We start from the raw sequence: 15,159 nt of genomic DNA, 5'->3' as shown, positions 1-15,159 counted from the left end.
ACTCACTCACCACCCCATCCCGCGATAAAGCTCCGACCAGTGCGGGTTCATCCCCTCGATCAGTTCGATCTTCTTCTGGCGCGGCCATTTCTTCAGCGCCTTTTCGCGCACGATCGCATCCCGAAAATCATAGTACTCCTCGTACCAGACAAGCCGCTTGCAGCCGTACCGACTGGTGAAGCCGGGCGTCAGACCCTCCTTGTGCTCATAGACCCGGCGCGACAGGTCAGAGGTGACGCCAATGTACAGCGTGCCCCGCTTCTGGCTCGCCATGATGTAAACGTGCCCCGCCATAATGGATTGAAGTCCGCATCCTCCGGAGAAGGCAAGCCTGATGCGGCATCTGGCGGTCGTTAAGTGCTGACCCGGCCAAACAAGCTCTCAGCAGAACGGACGGACCTTCCTGAGCCCAAGCGAGGGTGAGGAGGCTTCGGCATGGGTCCCCGGCCTGCGGCCGAGGATGACGAGCATTGGAGCGGCGCACCTTAAAAGCTCGTCATCCTCGCGCGCAGCGCGGGGACCCATGCCGATGCGTGGAAATCGACTGCGGGGTGGACCATCCAGAAATCGTTTTCCGCTCAGTCCGCAGCAGCGCAGGCCGCAGAAACGCAGAGCGGCGCAAAGCAAGCGACCCACCGCCCCGCATTGCCGCGAGACGGGCGCGTTGCTAGAAGAGCCAGCCCCGTCCCGCGAAAGCCAAGATGCTCGACCAGATCATGAACTTCCTCGCCGACTACGGCGTCGTGGTCGTTTTTCTCGGCATCTTCATCGAGTCCTCCGGGCTGCCGGTGCCCGGCGAGAGCCTGCTGATCGCGGCCGGTGTGCTGGCGAGCCAGGGGCGGCTGGGGATCGTCGAGGTGTTCCTCGCGGCGTTCGTCGGCGGCACGCTCGGCGATAATGTCGGCTACGTCCTCGGCTATCGCTATGGCCGGCCCTTCGTCTACCGCTATGGTGCCAAGGTCGGGCTGCCGCGGGCGCGGATCGAGGTGATCGAGGCGCGGTTCCTGAAGCGCGGGCCGCCGATCGTGCTGATCGCCCGCTTCATCCTGATCCTGCGCCAGCTCTGCGGCTTCCTTGCCGGCACGGCCCACATGCCGTGGTGGCGCTTCTCCTTCTACAACGCGCTCGGCGCGGCGCTGTGGTCGGGCGTCTACTGCGGCGGCGCCTATCTCTTGGGCACCGCGGTCGAGCGCTATCTCTCGGCCGGGCGCTGGGTGTTCGCCGGCATCGCGGTGGTCTTCGTCATCGCCAGCGGGACGACGCTCTACGGCTTCTTCCGCGAGGCCCGCAGCGCCAAGGCCGAAGGCGACCCGTCCCCCGACGCGCCACCGCCTTCCCCGCCCGTCGCGTGAATCCTCAGCGCGTCATAAAAGCCTGAAAGGCCGCGCGCGCCTCGGCCGAGGACAGCCGCTCCTCGAAATGCCGGACTTCCTCCTCGATGCGCAGGAGCAGCGTCTCCTTCGGTCCGCGGATGAGGTCGCGGGCGATGCGCATCGCCTCTCGCGGCTTTCGCGCCAGCGCCTGTGCGGCCGACAATGCCTCGGCCTCGACCGTCGCGCTGCCGGTGACGGCGTAGACGAGGTTGGCGTCGCGGGCTGCCGCGGCGTCGAAGGTCTCCCCCATCGCGAGCAGCGCAAACGCCCGCTGGTGCCCCATCAGCATCGGCGCGATCAGGCTGGAACCCGCCTCCGGCACCAGGCCGAGATCGAGGAAGGGCGTGCGGAAGGTCGAGCGGTCGGAGGCGAAGACGAGGTCGCAGTGCATCAGGAGCGTCGTGCCGATGCCGATGGCGAGGCCGTCGACCGCCGCGACCAGCGGCTTCTGCGCAGTGACCAGGGCGCGCAAAAACGCCTCCACCTCGGCCGTCCTGCCGCCGCCGAGCGCGACGGCGACGAAGTCGGCGATGTCGTTGCCGGCTGAGAAGGCGCCGGGCACCCCGCAGATCAGCGTCGCGCCGATCGCCGCGTCCGCATCAGCGCGGGCGAGCGCTTCGGCCATGGCGGCATACATCGGCCGGTCGATGGCGTTCTTCTTGGCCGGCCGGTTCATCCTGAGGGTGAGGACGCCGTTCTCGACGCTGGTCTCGATGAACTCGCTCATTCAGGTCCCCTCAAAGGCGCAGGTGGTTCGGCGGAAGATCCGGCTGGCTACGACAGCGCGATGCGGGCCGCGGCAAGGCTCTCGGCGCCGGAGACGACCTGCACGCGCAGGCTCGCTGTCTCCGGCAGAAGGTTCTCGGCCATGAAGCGGGCGAGCGCCACGCGGTCGGCGCGGCTGCCGTCGACCAGCGCCCCCTTGGCGAGATAGGCCGCACTGGCTGCAAGGCCTGCCAGCCGCAGGAAGGGCGTAGCCCCTGCCAGCGCCGTTTCCGTCTCCTTGCCGGCGATCGCCCGCAGCAGGAAGGCCGTCGCCGCGCTGAGATCGACGAGCGCGGCCTCCAGCGCGTCGGCCGTCCGTCCGAAGCCCGGGGCATTGCTGGCGCGGACGCCGGCGACCGTCTCGGACAGCTCGGCGATATAGGCCTCGATCGCGCCGCCTTCCGACAGCGGCAACTTGCGCAGGACGAGGTCGATCGCCTGGATGCCGTTGGTGCCCTCGTAGATCGGCGCGATCCGCGCATCGCGCAGCAGCCGCGCCGCACCGGTCTCCTCGACATAGCCCATGCCGCCGTGCACCTGGATGCCGAGCGAGGCGACCTCGACGCCGATATCGGTCGCAAACGCCTTGGCGATCGGCGTCAGGAGGTTGGCGCGCTCCTTCCAGAAGCGGGCGTCCCCGGCCTCCACGCCATGCCCGCGGTCGATCGCATGGCCGCAGGCGAAGGTTATGGCGCGGGCGCCTTGCGTCAGGGCCTTCATCGTCAACAGGGTGCGGGCGACGTCGGCGTGCTCGACGATCGGGCTCATGCGGCCGGCCGGCTCCATGGCGGGGGCAAGCAGCGTCGAGCGGCCTTGCCGTCGGTCCCTGGCATAGGCCAGCGCGAGCTGCGTCGCCGCCTCGGCGATGCCGACGCCCTGCGTGCCGACGTGCAGGCGGGCATTGTTCATCATCGTGAACATGCAGGCGAGGCCCTTGTTCTCCTCGCCCACCACCCAGCCGACGGCGCCCGCCTCGCCGGTGTCGCCCTTGCCGTCGCCATAGATCATCGTGCAGGTCGGCGAGCCGTGAATGCCGAGCTTGTGCTCGATCGAATGGCAGGTGACGTCGTTGCGGGCTCCGAGCGCACCGTCCGCCCCGACCAGGAATTTCGGCACCAGGAACAGCGTGATGCCCTTCACCCCCGCGGGCGCGTCCGGCAGCCGCGCGAGGACGAGGTGGACGATGTTGTCGGTGAAGTCGTGCTCGCCGAAGGTGATGTAGATCTTCGTGCCGAAGATCCGGTAGCTGCCGTCGTCACGCCGCTCGGCGCGGGTGCTGAGGGCCGAGAGGTCGGAGCCCGCCTGCGGCTCGGTGAGGTTCATCGTCCCCGTCCATTCGCCGGAGACGAGCTTCTCGAGATAGACGCGCTTCAGTTCCTCGGAGCCGTGTGCGGCGATCGCCTCGACCGCGCCGACAGTGAGCATCGGGGCGAGCGCGAAGCCCATCGAGGCGCCGTTCCACATCTCGAAGACCGCGGCCGAGAGCGCCACCGGCAAGCCTTGCCCGCCATGCGCCACCGGCCCGGTCAGCGCGTTCCAGCCGCCCGCGGCCCAGTCGGCGTAGAGCGCCTTCCAGCCCGCCGGGGTGGTGACCGCGCCCGCCTCCAGCCGTGCGCCCTCGCGGTCGCCGACCGCGCCGAGCGGGGCGATCGCCTCGGAGGCGAAGCGCCCGGCTTCTTCCAGAATGGCGTCGAGAAGGTCGGGCGTCAGGTCGCCGACGCGCCCGTCCCGCATGGAGTCGCCGAGACCGGCGACCGAGGTCAGCGCGAAGGCGATGTCTGCAACGGGGGCCTTGTACATGCGTCTCTCCCGGAAGGACTGGCATTCTGCAGAGGTCACGGCTACGGCCAATTGACGTAATCGTCAATCGCGGCGGATCGGCGATCCCGGCCACGGCGGAGCCGTCGATCGCGCGACCGCCGCATCGCCCCGTCGGCCCGCTGCGCGCCGGTGCGATCAGGGCCGGTTTGCCCGCCGGCCCTTTCGTTTCCAGCAGAAATCGTTAGAACGCCAGCCAAAGCTTCCATGCGGCAGCCTTGCCCGGCAAGGCCTCCCGCATTGCCAAGGTGATGCCCGGAATGAGTGACGAGAGTTTCTTTCGCGAGGTCAACGAAGAGATCCGCCAGGACCGCACGCGCGTCCTCTGGGCGCGCTATGGCCGCTGGCTGATCGCGCTGGCGATCTTCGCTGTCGTCGCGACCGCCGGCTATGTCGCCTGGCGGCAGTATTCGATCAGCCGCGCCAATGCGTCCGGCGATCAGTATCTCGCGGCCCTCGACCTCGCCGCAAGCGGCCAGAACGATGCGGCGCTCACCGCGCTGAATACCTTGTCCGACAAGGGCTACGGCGCCTATCGCGATCTCGCGCGGATGCGCGCGGCGAGCGTTCTCGAGGCAAAGGGCGACAAGCCCGGCGCGATCGCCGCCTTCGACGCCGTCTCGGACGATGCGGGTGCCCCCAAACCGCTGCGGAACATGGCGGCGGTGCGCGCGGCCTATATCCTCGTCGATACCGGCAGCGTCGAGGACGTCGCCGAGCGCGTCCAGCAATTGTCGGGCGACAACGAGCCGCTGCGCTTTGCGGCGCGCGAGACCATGGGCCTCGCCGCCTGGAAGGCCGGCGACCTCGAAGGGGCCAAGCGCCTGTTCCAGCAACTGAGCGACGACCAGGCGACGCCCAACGGCATCGCCCTGCGTACGCGCCTTCTGCTCGAGCTGATCGCCGCCGGCAACAAGCCGGTCCCGGCCGACGCTCTGCCTGCCGCCGGCAGCGCGCCTTCAACGCCGGATGCCGCAGCGCCGGCCACGGGGCTCGACCCGAGCCTCGTCGTGCCGGAAATGCCGACGACGCCCGCTGAGCCCACCGGGGCGACGCCTGCGCCGGCGGAAGCGCCAGCCGCCGTCCCCGCGGCACCGACAGCGCCCGCTCCCGCCACACCGGCCGATACGCCGGCGAGCCCAGCGAGCCCGGCCCCGGCCACCAGCGGGACACCCGCCCCGGCCAACTGATCCCGGCAGTCTGCGCCGCCCCGACGTCCGGCGGAAAGCTTCGCCGGACCGTGCTGCCCTCTCAGTCCGCCGGAGCGCCCACCGAGGTTTCACCCCCGGGGGCCTCCGGCGGGCGACGAAATGCCGTATACTCACGGCAGAGCCCCCGGCGCCGGTCCGGGGGCATTGCCTTTTTTCCAGTTCCGGACCGGATACTACCACCATGGTCACCATCGCCATCATCGGGCGCCCCAATGTCGGCAAGTCGACGCTGTTCAACCGCCTCGTCGGCAAGAAGCTAGCCCTCGTCGACGATCGGCCGGGCGTCACCCGCGACCGCCGCAACGGCGACGCGACGTTGCTCGACCTCGAATTCGAGATCGTCGATACCGCTGGCCTCGAGGAAGCCGGCTTGGAAACGCTGGAGGCGCGCATGCGCGCCCAGACCGAGACGGCGATCGACCTCGCCGACCTCTGCCTGTTCATGGTCGACGCCAAGACCGGGCTGACGCCGCAGGACTCGTTCTTCGGCGAACTGCTCCGCCGCAAGAACAAGCCGGTGCTGCTCGTCGCCAACAAGGCCGAGGCCAGGGGCTCGGACGCCGGTTTCTACGACGCCTACTCGCTCGGCCTCGGCGAGCCCGTTCCGATCTCCGCCGAGCACGGCGAGGGCATGGGCGACCTCAGGGACGCGATCGTCGGCGCGCTGGGCGAGGCCGCCTTCACCGAGGAGGAGGAAGAGCCTATCGGCGCCGACGTCACCATCCTCGACGACGACGCCGAGTTCGACGAGGAGGAGCCGGTCGAGCCCTATGATGCGACGAAGCCGCTGCGCATCGCCATCATCGGCCGCCCGAACGCCGGCAAGTCGACGATGATCAACCGCTTCCTCGGCGAGGACCGGCTTCTCACGGGTCCCGAAGCTGGAATCACCCGCGATTCGATCTCGGTCGAGTGGGACTGGCGCGGCCGCCGGGTGAAGATGTTCGACACCGCCGGCATGCGCCGCAAGGCGAAGATCCAGGAAAAGCTGGAAATCCTCTCGGTCGCCGACTCGCTGCGCGCCATCCGCTTCGCCGAGGTGGTCGTCATCGTCTTCGATGCGACCATCCCGTTCGAGCGGCAGGACCTGTCGCTCGCCGATCTCATCATGCGCGAAGGCCGCGCCCCGGTGATCGCCTTCAACAAATGGGACCTCATCGAGGACCGGCAGGCGGTGCTCGCCGATCTGCGGGAGAAGACCGAGCGGCTGCTGCCGCAGGCCCGCGGCATCCAGGCCGTCACCGTCTCCGGCGAGACTGGCGACGGGCTGGAGCGCCTGATGCAGGCGATCACCAAGACGCACGAGATCTGGAACACCCGCATCTCGACGTCGAAGCTCAACCAGTGGCTGGAAAAGGTGGTCAGCCACCACCCGCCGCCGGCCGCCTCCGGGCGCCGCGTCAGCATCAAGTACATGACGCAGATCAAGAGCCGGCCGCCGACCTTCGTCCTGTCGACGACGCGTCCGGATGCGCTCGGCTCGTCCTATACGCGCTACCTCGTCAACGGCCTGCGGGAGACCTTCAAGCTCTCGGGCGTGCCGATCCGGCTGATCCTGCGCAAGCCGGACAACCCGTTCGCCGGCAAGGCGAAGAAGTACACCTGAAGGCGCTTCCAGGGCGGCGGGCAATTGCCGCCCTCGCGGCGTTTTCCGGCGGATCTGGATTGGCGAATGATTTCAACGGGTCGTTAACCAAGAAACAAGGTTAATGAGGGATGATCGGCTTCGTTCAGTGATGAAGCAGGTTTCCCATGACGAAAACGGCGCGCCGCCAGGGCGGATCGATCCAGCGGCCGCAGCCGGTTCTGCGGCGGGCTGCGCTGGTCGTCGGCTGCAGCCTGGCCATGGTGCCGGCCCTCACCTCGGCCGTCGCCTTCCAGGACATGACCAGCCTCCTCGAGGGTGACCGCGCTCAAACGCGCTGGCAGGCCTACTTCATCCCCTCCCCCGCCGGCGCCGTCGAGAAGGCCGAGATCAGTTTCGGGGCGGCGGCGCGCAGCCGGATGCCTGCGGGCGCCGGCATCCGCGCCGGCAATGGCGATCTCTACACCGTCGATTCCCGCAGCCCCGAGGCCGAGACGCCGGACGAGACCCGCGTCACCCGCGACCAGAAGGAAGGCCGCGTCCTCGCGATCACCCAGCAGGCGCCGCCGAAAGCCTTCACCGCGGGCTCGATCCTCGAGCGGCAGAGCCTGTTGCGGCCCGGCGCCGCCGTCGGCGCCGAGCTGCGCACCGCCTTCGTCCGGCAGGAGACGCGCGGCGACACCATCGCGCTGGCGATGAACTTCGAAGCCGCGGGCTCGCCAGTGGCGAGGCCCGAGGAGAAGGTGATGGTCGCCTCGCTCGACCCCGCCACCACCCGGCTCGACGCGCGCCCGGCGCATGGCGCCGGCAAGATCGGGAGCGCGAGCGTTCCGGAGACCAACGTCCTCGCCTATGGCGCGGCGCCAGAGGCGGAGAACCCCGTCGCATCGCTGTTCAACAAGATCCTGCGGCCCGGCTCCAACGGCTTCATCCCGCCGCTCGGCAAGGACGACCACGCCTGGGCGGCGACGCCGCTGCCTGCCGAGGCCTTCTCGGCCAAGGAGCAGACCTGCCTTGCCAACGGCATCTATTTCGAGGCGCGCGGCGAGCCGGAGACCGGACAGGCCGCGGTCGCGCAGGTCATCCTCAACCGGGTCCGCAACCCCACCTATCCGAAGTCGATCTGCGGCGTCGTTTACCAGAACAAGAACTGGCGCAACCGCTGCCAGTTCTCCTTCGCCTGCGACGGGATCAAGGACCGCATCACCAACAAGCGCGCCTTCTCGGTCGCCAAGCGCATCGCCGGCGAGGTCAGCCGCGGCGAGATCTGGCTGGCCGACGTCGGCTCGGCGACCCACTATCACGCCACGTACGTCGCCCCCCGCTGGGCGAAGGCGATGGAGAAGGTCGACACCATCGGCCGCCATATCTTCTACCGCACCTTCGGCGGCGGCTGGGGCTGACCGGTCTTCCTTGCAGGACAAACCATTCCGGCTATCCCGCGAAAAAGGCCACTCCATCAGGGGCGGCCTTTTTCGTTTCAGGAGCACTCGTACGGTGTAGCGCCAGCCTCCGGATCAGACGGGCTGACCGTTGCCGCCCGTCGCGCCAAAAATCTGTCCGGTCGAGAAGCTCAGCGAGGGATCGGCGGCAGCGACGTAGAGACCGGCGATTTCCGCCGGCTGGCCGGCCCGTCCCATCGGCGAATCGCTACCGAAGGTCTTCAGCTTCTCCGGCGTCGCGCCGCCGCTGACCTGCAGCGGCGTCCAGAACGGGCCCGGCGTCACCGCATTGACGCGGATGCCCTTCGGCGCAAGCTGCTTGGCCATGCCCTTGGTGAAGTTCAGCACCGCTGCGCGCGTCATCGCGTAGTCGATGATGTCCTCCGAGGGATTTCCGGCCTGTTCTGACGAGGTGTTCACGATGACGGCACCTGCCTGCATCCGCGCCACCGCCGCCTTGGTCAGCCAGAACGGGGCGTAGATGTTGGTCTTCATCGTGTCGTCGAAATCCTGCGACGAGATCGCCGCGATCTCCGGCCGGGTCTGCTGGCGGGCCGCGTTGTTGACGAGAATGTCCAGCCCGCCGAGCTTCTCCGTAGCTTCCTCGACGAGACGCTGGCAGAACGCCTCGTCCCGGAGATCGCCGGGGATCGCCACGGCCTTGCGGCCCTCGGCCTCGATCAGCGCGATTACTTCCCTGGCGTCTGGCTCCTCGACCGGCAGGTAGTTGATCGCGACGTCGGCGCCCTCGCGCGCATAGGCGATCGCCGCGGCCCGGCCGATGCCGCTGTCGCCGCCGGTGATCAGTGCCTTCTTGCCGGCGAGCCGCCCGGAGCCCTTGTAGCTGGTTTCGCCGTGGTCCGGACGCGGGTTCATCTTCGAGGCAAGGCCGGGCCAGGGCTGCATCTCCACGGGATAGGGCGGCTTCGGATAGGCGGCCGCAGCCGGCGTCGCGGCGGTCGCAGCACCGCCACTCTGCTGCGCGGAAGCGCTGCCGCTGGCGCCGAGGGTGACGACGGCGCCGGCGGTGAGCGCTGCGCCGGTGAGGAAGGTGCGGCGGGTGGTATCGGTCATGAGAGGTCTCCTTGTTGCGAGACTAAGCCGGCCTCTTCGATGATGGTTCCAGGCGACGGCCCTGCGTACGGCCCCGACGGCGCGTGGCCACGGGGGAGCGGACAGGCGGGTCGCGATGGCGGCGCGGCTTGTATCCGCGCCCGACCTGCCGTCTTGATGCCTGCACGAATCGAGGACAGGCATGAACGACAGAGAAACCGATCCGGTGTCCCCCGCCGAGTGGCAGGCACGGCGCGAGGCGCTGGCCGAGAAGCTGGAAAAGCAGAAGGTGAAGGCCGGCCTGATCAAGCCGACGCCCGCCACCGGCCTGCGCGGCGCGGCCGACGGCATGAAGCTCGCCAGCGAGTTCGTCGCCGGCATCCTCGCCGGCGCCGGCATCGGCTATCTCCTCGACCGCATCGCCGGCACCGGCCCTTTCGGCCTCATCGTCTTCCTGATTCTCGGCTTCGTCGCCGGCGTCCTCAACGTCCTTCGATCGGTCGGAAAAACCGCCCCGGCTCCGACCAGCGTTCCGAAAGACGCCACAAATCGCGAGAATCGCCCTTTGGAATGACCGAACAGGGTGTTGCCCTCCGCAGCCTCAGACGCTATGGCAATGCGGCCCGGCGACGGGACGCTGGGATGCAAGAGGGCTACATAGTTTGGCGAACGATCCGCTCCACCAATTCGTGATTCAGCCGATCGTGCCGATCGAAATCGGCGGGCTGCATTTCGATTTCACGAATTCGGCGCTGTACATGGTCGCGACCGTCGCGGTGGCCTCGGCCTTCCTCTACTGGTCGACCTCCGGCAAGGCCCTGGTGCCCGGCCGCGCGCAGTCGATGGCGGAGATGTCCTACGAGTTCATCGCCAACATGCTGCGTGACAGCGCCGGCACGTCGGGCATGCGCTTCTTCCCGCTGGTGTTCTCGCTGTTCATGTTCGTGCTGGTGGCCAACCTCCTCGGCATGTTCCCCTACTTCTTCACCGTCACCAGCCACATCATCGTGACCTTCGCCCTGGCGATCGTGGTGATCGGCACGGTTGTCGTCTACGGCATCGCCAAGCACGGCCTGTCCTGGTTCAAGCTCTTCGTGCCGACCGGCGTGCCGATGCTGATCCTGCCGTTCGTCGTGCTGATCGAGGTCATCTCGTTCCTGTCGCGGCCGATTTCGCTCTCGGTTCGTCTCTTCGCCAACATGCTGGCGGGCCATATCACGCTGAAGGTCTTCGCCGGCTTCGTGGTGTCGCTCGGCGCCCTCGGCGCCGTCGGCATCGGCGGCGCGATCCTTCCCCTGATCATGACGGTCGCCCTCACAGGCCTTGAATTCCTGGTCGCATTCCTGCAGGCCTACGTCTTCGCGGTCTTGACCTGCATGTACCTCAACGATGCGGTCCATCCTCATCATTGAACCCCCAAGACGCCGCGTCCCCCCGGGGTCGTGACTTCCCACCGCACGTTCCACCAAAGGAGATTACCATGGACGCGGAAGCTGCAAAGTACATCGGTGCCGGCCTCGCATGCTTCGGCATGGCCGGAACGGCCCTCGGCCTCGGCAACATGTTCGCCGCCTACCTCTCGGGCGCGCTGCGCAACCCGTCGGCTGCCGACGGCCAGTTCGGCCGCCTGATCTTCGGCTTCGCGGTCACGGAAGCGCTCGGCATCTTCTCGCTGCTGGTCGCGCTGCTCCTCCTCTTCGCAGTCTGATCAGACCCGTCGAGACCGTTTTCCCAGCCGCCCCGACCATGGGGCGGCTGGTTCCTTCCGTCGGAGAGACAGATGTTCGTCACTGAAGCGCAGGCACAAACCGCAGAGCCGACGGTGGGCACCGCTCCCATCGCAGTACAGCCTCCGGTCGAGCATGGCGCACACACGGAAGTCGCCGGCGACGGCGAGCATGGTGCCGGCGTCTTCCCGCCGATGGACACCACCTATTTCCCTTCCCAGCTGCTCTGGCTGGCGATCACTTTCGGCCTGTTCTACTGGGTCCTGCAGAAGGCCATCCTGCCGCGCATCGGCGCGATCATGGACAACCGCCGCGACCGGATCGCACTAGATCTCGACGCCGCCGGCAAGATGAAGACCGATGCCGACGAGGCCATGGCCGCCTACCAGCAGGAACTGACCGCCGCCCGCGAGCGCTCGCACCTCATCGCTGCCGCCGCGCGCGACACCGCCAAGGTCGATGCCGAGGCCGAGCGCGCCCGCACCGAGGCGTCGCTCGACGAGAAGCTCAACGCCGCACAGACCCGGATCGACGAGATCAAGCGCAGCGCGCTCGCCGATGTCGGCGCCATCGCCGAGGACGCGACCGCTGAAATCCTCGCTGCCGTCGCCCGTCTCGACGTACCGCGCGAAGAAGTCGCTGGCGCCGTGCGCGCCGTGCGCAGCTAAGGAGACCGGCGTTGGACAACACATTCTGGGCCCTCGTCGCCCTCATCATCTTCCTGCTCGTGGTCGCCTACTTCAAGGTGCCGGGCATGATCGCCAAGGCGCTCGACGCCCGTTCGGTGAAAATCCGCTCGGACATCGAGGAAGCCCGTGCGCTGAAGGAAGAAGCCAAGCAGCAGCTCGCCGAATACCAGCGCCGTCGCCACGACGCCGAGATCGAGGCGCGCGAGATCGTTGCCGGCGCCCAGCGCGAGGCTGACGGCCTGCTCGAAGAGGCCCGGGTCAAGAGCGAGGAATACATTACCCGCCGCTCCGCCATGGCCGAGACCAAGATCGCCCAGGCCGAAGCCGACGCGATCACCGAGGTCCGCCGCTCTGCCGTCGACATCGCCATCGCCGCCGCCACGCGCATCCTCACCGAGCGCAGCCAGAACGGCACCGAAAGCACCCGCTTCGTCGACGAGGCGATCGGCGACGTCCGCCAGCGCCTGAACTAGGCTGAGCTTTCTGCAGTGATCCAACGCCGCTCCGAAAGGGGCGGCGTTTTTGTTTTGGGTGAATTTTCAGCTGTTGATCGATGGGCGACCAGCCGCGGCAAAGTTCTGGAAATCTTGTGAGATTACAGGGCGCGGCACCCACCCTCCTCTGCCCTGCCGGGCATCTCCCCCTCAAGGGGGGAGATCGGCAGTCGCGGTGCCGGCGATGATCGATCTCCCCACTTGAGGGGGAGATGGCCGGCAGGCCAGAGGGGGGTGCTCGCGCCGCCAACCTGAAGCCCCCACCAGCACCTAGACCAGCAGCAGCTCGCCCTGGCGAATCGGGCTGAAGGTCATGCGGTGGAAGACGCATGGGCCGTGCGCCAGCAGCGCAGCGAGGTGCTGTGGCGTGCCGTAGCCCATGTGCTGGCTGAAGCCGTAGGCGGGGTAGCGCTCGCAGACCCGCGCCATCATCCGGTCCCGCGTCACCTTGGCGACGATCGAGGCCGCGGCGATGGACAGGCAGCGGGCATCGCCTTTCACCACGGCCGTCGACCGCAGTCTGAGGGACGGCGGAACGTCATTGCCGTCGATCAGCGCGTGGCACGGCGGCTGGCTGAGACCGGCTTCCGCCCGGCGCATGGCCAGAAGCGTCGCCTGGCGGATGTTGATGCGGTCGATCTCGGCCGAACTCGCCGACCCGATGGACACCGTGGCAACCCTCAGGATGTCGATGAACAGCCGCTCGCGATCATCAGCGCCAAGCTTCTTGGAATCGTTCAGCCCATCGGGGATCTGCTGAGGATCGAGGATCACCGCTGCGGCGACCACGGGCCCGGCAAGCGGCCCCCTTCCCGCCTCGTCGATGCCCGCCACGAAGCGCGCGCCCCGTTCGAACCTCTCGGTCTCGATGCGGAAATCCGGCACCACGACGCGCGTGGGCAAAGAAGCGGGAGAATCGGAGGGTCGGCGAGCCATGGTGCGGCCAGACTCGCGCATTCTCCGATTCTCCACAAGGCTCGGTATCGCTCCGGGGTGAGAACGCACCGAGCATCGCCGGCCCAAGGGGACGACCGGCGATCTCGCAGCCCTGCCTCGCCCCCTCGGGACGTCGCAGGGTTATTCTGGCGGCGCCAACGCCCAGGCGATGGCGCCGCGAGGCTTTACAGCAGCGACAGCTGCACGCCGGCCTGCCGCGGCGGGGTAAAGAGGTCGGTGCGCAGCTTCGGCCGGGTCTCGTTCAACCCGAGCCGCTTGACCGCGATCTCGAACCGCCGCTTGATCTGGAAGGCGTAGGGTCCGGTGCCCTTCAGCCGCTTGCCCCACTCGGCATCGTAGTCCTTGCCGTCGCGCATCGAGCGCAGCAGCGAAAGGACATGCCGGTAGCGGTCGGGATAGTGCGTCAGCAGCCAGTCCTTAAAGATTGGGCTGACCTCCAGCGGCAGGCGCAGGAGGACGTAGCCGACGTGCTTCGCCCCGGCGGTGACGGCAGCATCAAGCAAGCGCTCGATCTCGTGGTCGGTAAGGCCCGGAATGATCGGCGCCGTCATCACCATGGTCGGGATGCCCGCCTCGCTCAGCGCCTTCACCGCCTCCAGCCGCTTCGCCGGCGTTGCCGCCCGCGGCTCCATGGCCCGCGCCAGCGTGCGGTCGAGCGTGGTGATCGACAGCGCCACCCGGGCGAGGCCCTTGGCGGCCATGCGGGAGAGGATGTCGATGTCGCGGGTGACCAGCGACGACTTGGTGACGATGCCGACCGGATGGTTCGCCGCCTCCAGCACCTCCAGCACCTCGCGCATGATCTTCCAGCTTTTCTCGATCGGCTGGTAAGGATCGGTGTTCGTGCCGATGGCGATCGAGCGGGGCTCATAGCCGGGCTTGGCCAGTTCGCGCTCCAGCAAATCGGCGGCGTTCGGCTTGGCAAAGAGCTTGGACTCGAAATCCAGACCCGGGGACATGCCCATATAGGCGTGCGTCGGCCGGGCGAAACAGTAGACGCAGCCGTGCTCGCACCCCCGATAGGGGTTGATCGAGCGGTCGAACGAGATGTCGGGCGAGGAGTTGCGGGTGATGATGGTCTTCGGCTTTTCCACCTGCACGTCGGTCTTGAACGCCGGCAGTTCCTCCAGCGAGTTCCAGCCGTCGTCGTAGGCGCTGCGGGCGAAGGGCTCGAAGCGCCCGGTCGGATTGACCCCGGCGCCGCGACCCCGCCGCCGCTCGAAGCCGACGCGGAGCCCAGATTCGGCGATGATGTGGTTGGCGATGTCGACGCCGTTGGGCGAGGCGAAGGCAGCGCGGTCGGCGGTGATGACGTCCTGCATGGTACCCTTCCGAGCGTTCGTTCCGCTGTGACCTAAAACCTAAGACTCCAATGAGAACATTACAAGAACAAAATGTACCGAGGCTGGCGAGGGCGCAACGGATCGGCTAAGAGCGGTGACATGCTCACCGTGCTCATCGACGCCGCAGAAGACCCAAACGGGCTCGCCCTCACGCTCTCCACTCTCGTCGCGGGGGCGGTCGAGGGGCTCGTGCGCGAGGTGGTGGTGATCGACCGCGGGCTCGACGACGCGACGCGGAAGGTCGCCGACCACGCGGGCTGCCGCATCGTCTCGGGCGAGACATTGCCGGTCATTATCGGCGCGGCGAAGGGCGACTGGCTGCTGCTGCTGGAGACCGGTTCCCGGCTGTCGCTCGACTGGATCGACTCGGTCAACACCCATATCGGCGAGGTCGAGCTGCAGGCGAAGACCCCGCGTGCCGCCCGCTTCTCCCGCGCCCCGCGCGATCGCCAGAGTTTTCTCGCCCGCTTCACCGGCCGCCGCACGGCGCTGGTCGAGGGCCTCCTCCTGACGAAGACGCAAGCCCGCGGGCCCGCAAGCCGCAGCACGACGCTGGAAGATATCGGCCAGGGCCTCGCCACATCGGCGCTGGAGGCGACGATCCGGCCGCGACAGCGCGCGCGCAACTCCTAAGCCTTCCGTCCCCGGAAAGCCTCGATCGGTCGAAGCAGCACTCGCGGCTCTGTGTCGAAACCTCGATCA

General features: G+C 68.0%; 16 protein-coding genes. 10 read left to right on the top strand and 6 right to left on the bottom strand.

The features are described from left to right. Nucleotides 1-6: 6 nt before the first annotated feature. Nucleotides 7-294: a GIY-YIG nuclease family protein gene (locus tag ACZL02_RS00395; protein ID WP_472938227.1), complete on the bottom strand. Its 288-nt coding sequence runs from the start codon at nucleotides 292-294 to the stop codon at nucleotides 7-9. Nucleotides 295-701: 407 nt separating this feature from the next. Between ACZL02_RS00395 and ACZL02_RS00390 the strand changes: the two genes are divergently transcribed. Next, nucleotides 702-1,352, top strand: coding sequence for a DedA family protein (locus ACZL02_RS00390; protein WP_472938226.1), 651 nt, complete (start codon nucleotides 702-704; stop codon nucleotides 1,350-1,352). 4 nt (nucleotides 1,353-1,356) lie between these two features. Here ACZL02_RS00390 and ACZL02_RS00385 read toward each other — a convergent pair whose 3' ends face one another. Both ACZL02_RS00385 and ACZL02_RS00380 read right to left on the bottom strand, forming a co-directional pair. Continuing rightward, nucleotides 1,357-2,100, bottom strand: a complete 744-nt coding sequence (locus tag ACZL02_RS00385) for a crotonase/enoyl-CoA hydratase family protein (protein ID WP_472938225.1) — start codon at nucleotides 2,098-2,100, stop codon at nucleotides 1,357-1,359. A 47-nt stretch (nucleotides 2,101-2,147) separates the two neighbouring features. After that, nucleotides 2,148-3,938: an acyl-CoA dehydrogenase family protein gene (locus ACZL02_RS00380; protein WP_472938224.1), complete on the bottom strand. Its 1,791-nt coding sequence runs from the start codon at nucleotides 3,936-3,938 to the stop codon at nucleotides 2,148-2,150. Between the two features lie 278 nt (nucleotides 3,939-4,216). Here ACZL02_RS00380 and ACZL02_RS00375 point away from each other — a divergent pair, with 278 nt between their 5' ends. The 3 genes from ACZL02_RS00375 to ACZL02_RS00365 all read left to right on the top strand — a co-directional run bounded on the left by ACZL02_RS00375 (nucleotide 4,217) and on the right by ACZL02_RS00365 (nucleotide 8,155). Further along, on the top strand, nucleotides 4,217-5,146 hold the full coding sequence (locus ACZL02_RS00375; protein WP_472938223.1) for a tetratricopeptide repeat protein: 930 nt from the start codon (nucleotides 4,217-4,219) through the stop codon (nucleotides 5,144-5,146). A gap of 202 nt (nucleotides 5,147-5,348) precedes the next feature. Then, nucleotides 5,349-6,773: a ribosome biogenesis GTPase Der gene (gene der / locus ACZL02_RS00370; protein ID WP_472938222.1), complete on the top strand. Its 1,425-nt coding sequence runs from the start codon at nucleotides 5,349-5,351 to the stop codon at nucleotides 6,771-6,773. Nucleotides 6,774-6,919: 146 nt separating this feature from the next. Next, nucleotides 6,920-8,155, top strand: coding sequence for a cell wall hydrolase (locus ACZL02_RS00365; RefSeq protein ID WP_472938221.1), 1,236 nt, complete (start codon nucleotides 6,920-6,922; stop codon nucleotides 8,153-8,155). A 114-nt stretch (nucleotides 8,156-8,269) separates the two neighbouring features. Here the strand turns inward: ACZL02_RS00365 and ACZL02_RS00360 are convergent, their stop codons facing one another. Beyond that, complete coding sequence (locus ACZL02_RS00360; protein WP_472938220.1) at nucleotides 8,270-9,268, bottom strand: SDR family oxidoreductase; 999 nt, start codon at nucleotides 9,266-9,268, stop codon at nucleotides 8,270-8,272. A gap of 181 nt (nucleotides 9,269-9,449) precedes the next feature. Between ACZL02_RS00360 and ACZL02_RS00355 the strand changes: the two genes are divergently transcribed. The 5 genes from ACZL02_RS00355 to ACZL02_RS00335 all read left to right on the top strand — a co-directional run bounded on the left by ACZL02_RS00355 (nucleotide 9,450) and on the right by ACZL02_RS00335 (nucleotide 12,136). After that, nucleotides 9,450-9,821 carry an AtpZ/AtpI family protein gene (locus tag ACZL02_RS00355; protein WP_472934590.1) on the top strand — a complete coding sequence of 124 codons (372 nt, stop codon included), beginning with the start codon at nucleotides 9,450-9,452 and terminating at the stop codon, nucleotides 9,819-9,821. A gap of 88 nt (nucleotides 9,822-9,909) precedes the next feature. Further along, on the top strand, nucleotides 9,910-10,659 hold the full coding sequence (locus ACZL02_RS00350; RefSeq protein WP_472934589.1) for a F0F1 ATP synthase subunit A: 750 nt from the start codon (nucleotides 9,910-9,912) through the stop codon (nucleotides 10,657-10,659). 68 nt (nucleotides 10,660-10,727) lie between these two features. Then, a complete protein-coding gene (locus ACZL02_RS00345; protein WP_188849331.1) occupies nucleotides 10,728-10,955 on the top strand; it encodes a F0F1 ATP synthase subunit C in 228 nt (75 codons plus the stop codon). 72 nt (nucleotides 10,956-11,027) lie between these two features. Then, complete coding sequence (locus tag ACZL02_RS00340; RefSeq protein WP_472938219.1) at nucleotides 11,028-11,642, top strand: F0F1 ATP synthase subunit B; 615 nt, start codon at nucleotides 11,028-11,030, stop codon at nucleotides 11,640-11,642. Nucleotides 11,643-11,653: 11 nt separating this feature from the next. Then, entirely contained in the window at nucleotides 11,654-12,136 is a 483-nt protein-coding gene (locus ACZL02_RS00335; protein WP_472938218.1) for a F0F1 ATP synthase subunit B, read from the top strand. Nucleotides 12,137-12,427: 291 nt separating this feature from the next. Here ACZL02_RS00335 and rnhB read toward each other — a convergent pair whose 3' ends face one another. After that, nucleotides 12,428-13,093, bottom strand: a complete 666-nt coding sequence (gene rnhB / locus ACZL02_RS00330; protein ID WP_472939074.1) for a ribonuclease HII — start codon at nucleotides 13,091-13,093, stop codon at nucleotides 12,428-12,430. 185 nt (nucleotides 13,094-13,278) lie between these two features. Next, nucleotides 13,279-14,436: a PA0069 family radical SAM protein gene (locus tag ACZL02_RS00325; protein WP_472938217.1), complete on the bottom strand. Its 1,158-nt coding sequence runs from the start codon at nucleotides 14,434-14,436 to the stop codon at nucleotides 13,279-13,281. A gap of 120 nt (nucleotides 14,437-14,556) precedes the next feature. On the opposite strand from ACZL02_RS00325, the gene ACZL02_RS00320 reads away from it, so the two are divergent. Then, the gene (locus tag ACZL02_RS00320) at nucleotides 14,557-15,090 is read left to right on the top strand and encodes a glycosyltransferase family protein (RefSeq protein WP_472938216.1); all 534 of its coding nucleotides are present in this window, start codon (nucleotides 14,557-14,559) and stop codon (nucleotides 15,088-15,090) included. Nucleotides 15,091-15,159 lie beyond the last annotated feature (69 nt).

Source organism: Mesocryomonas fontinalis, from assembly GCF_055730125.2.
This window is presented reverse-complemented; position numbering and strand designations above follow the sequence as displayed.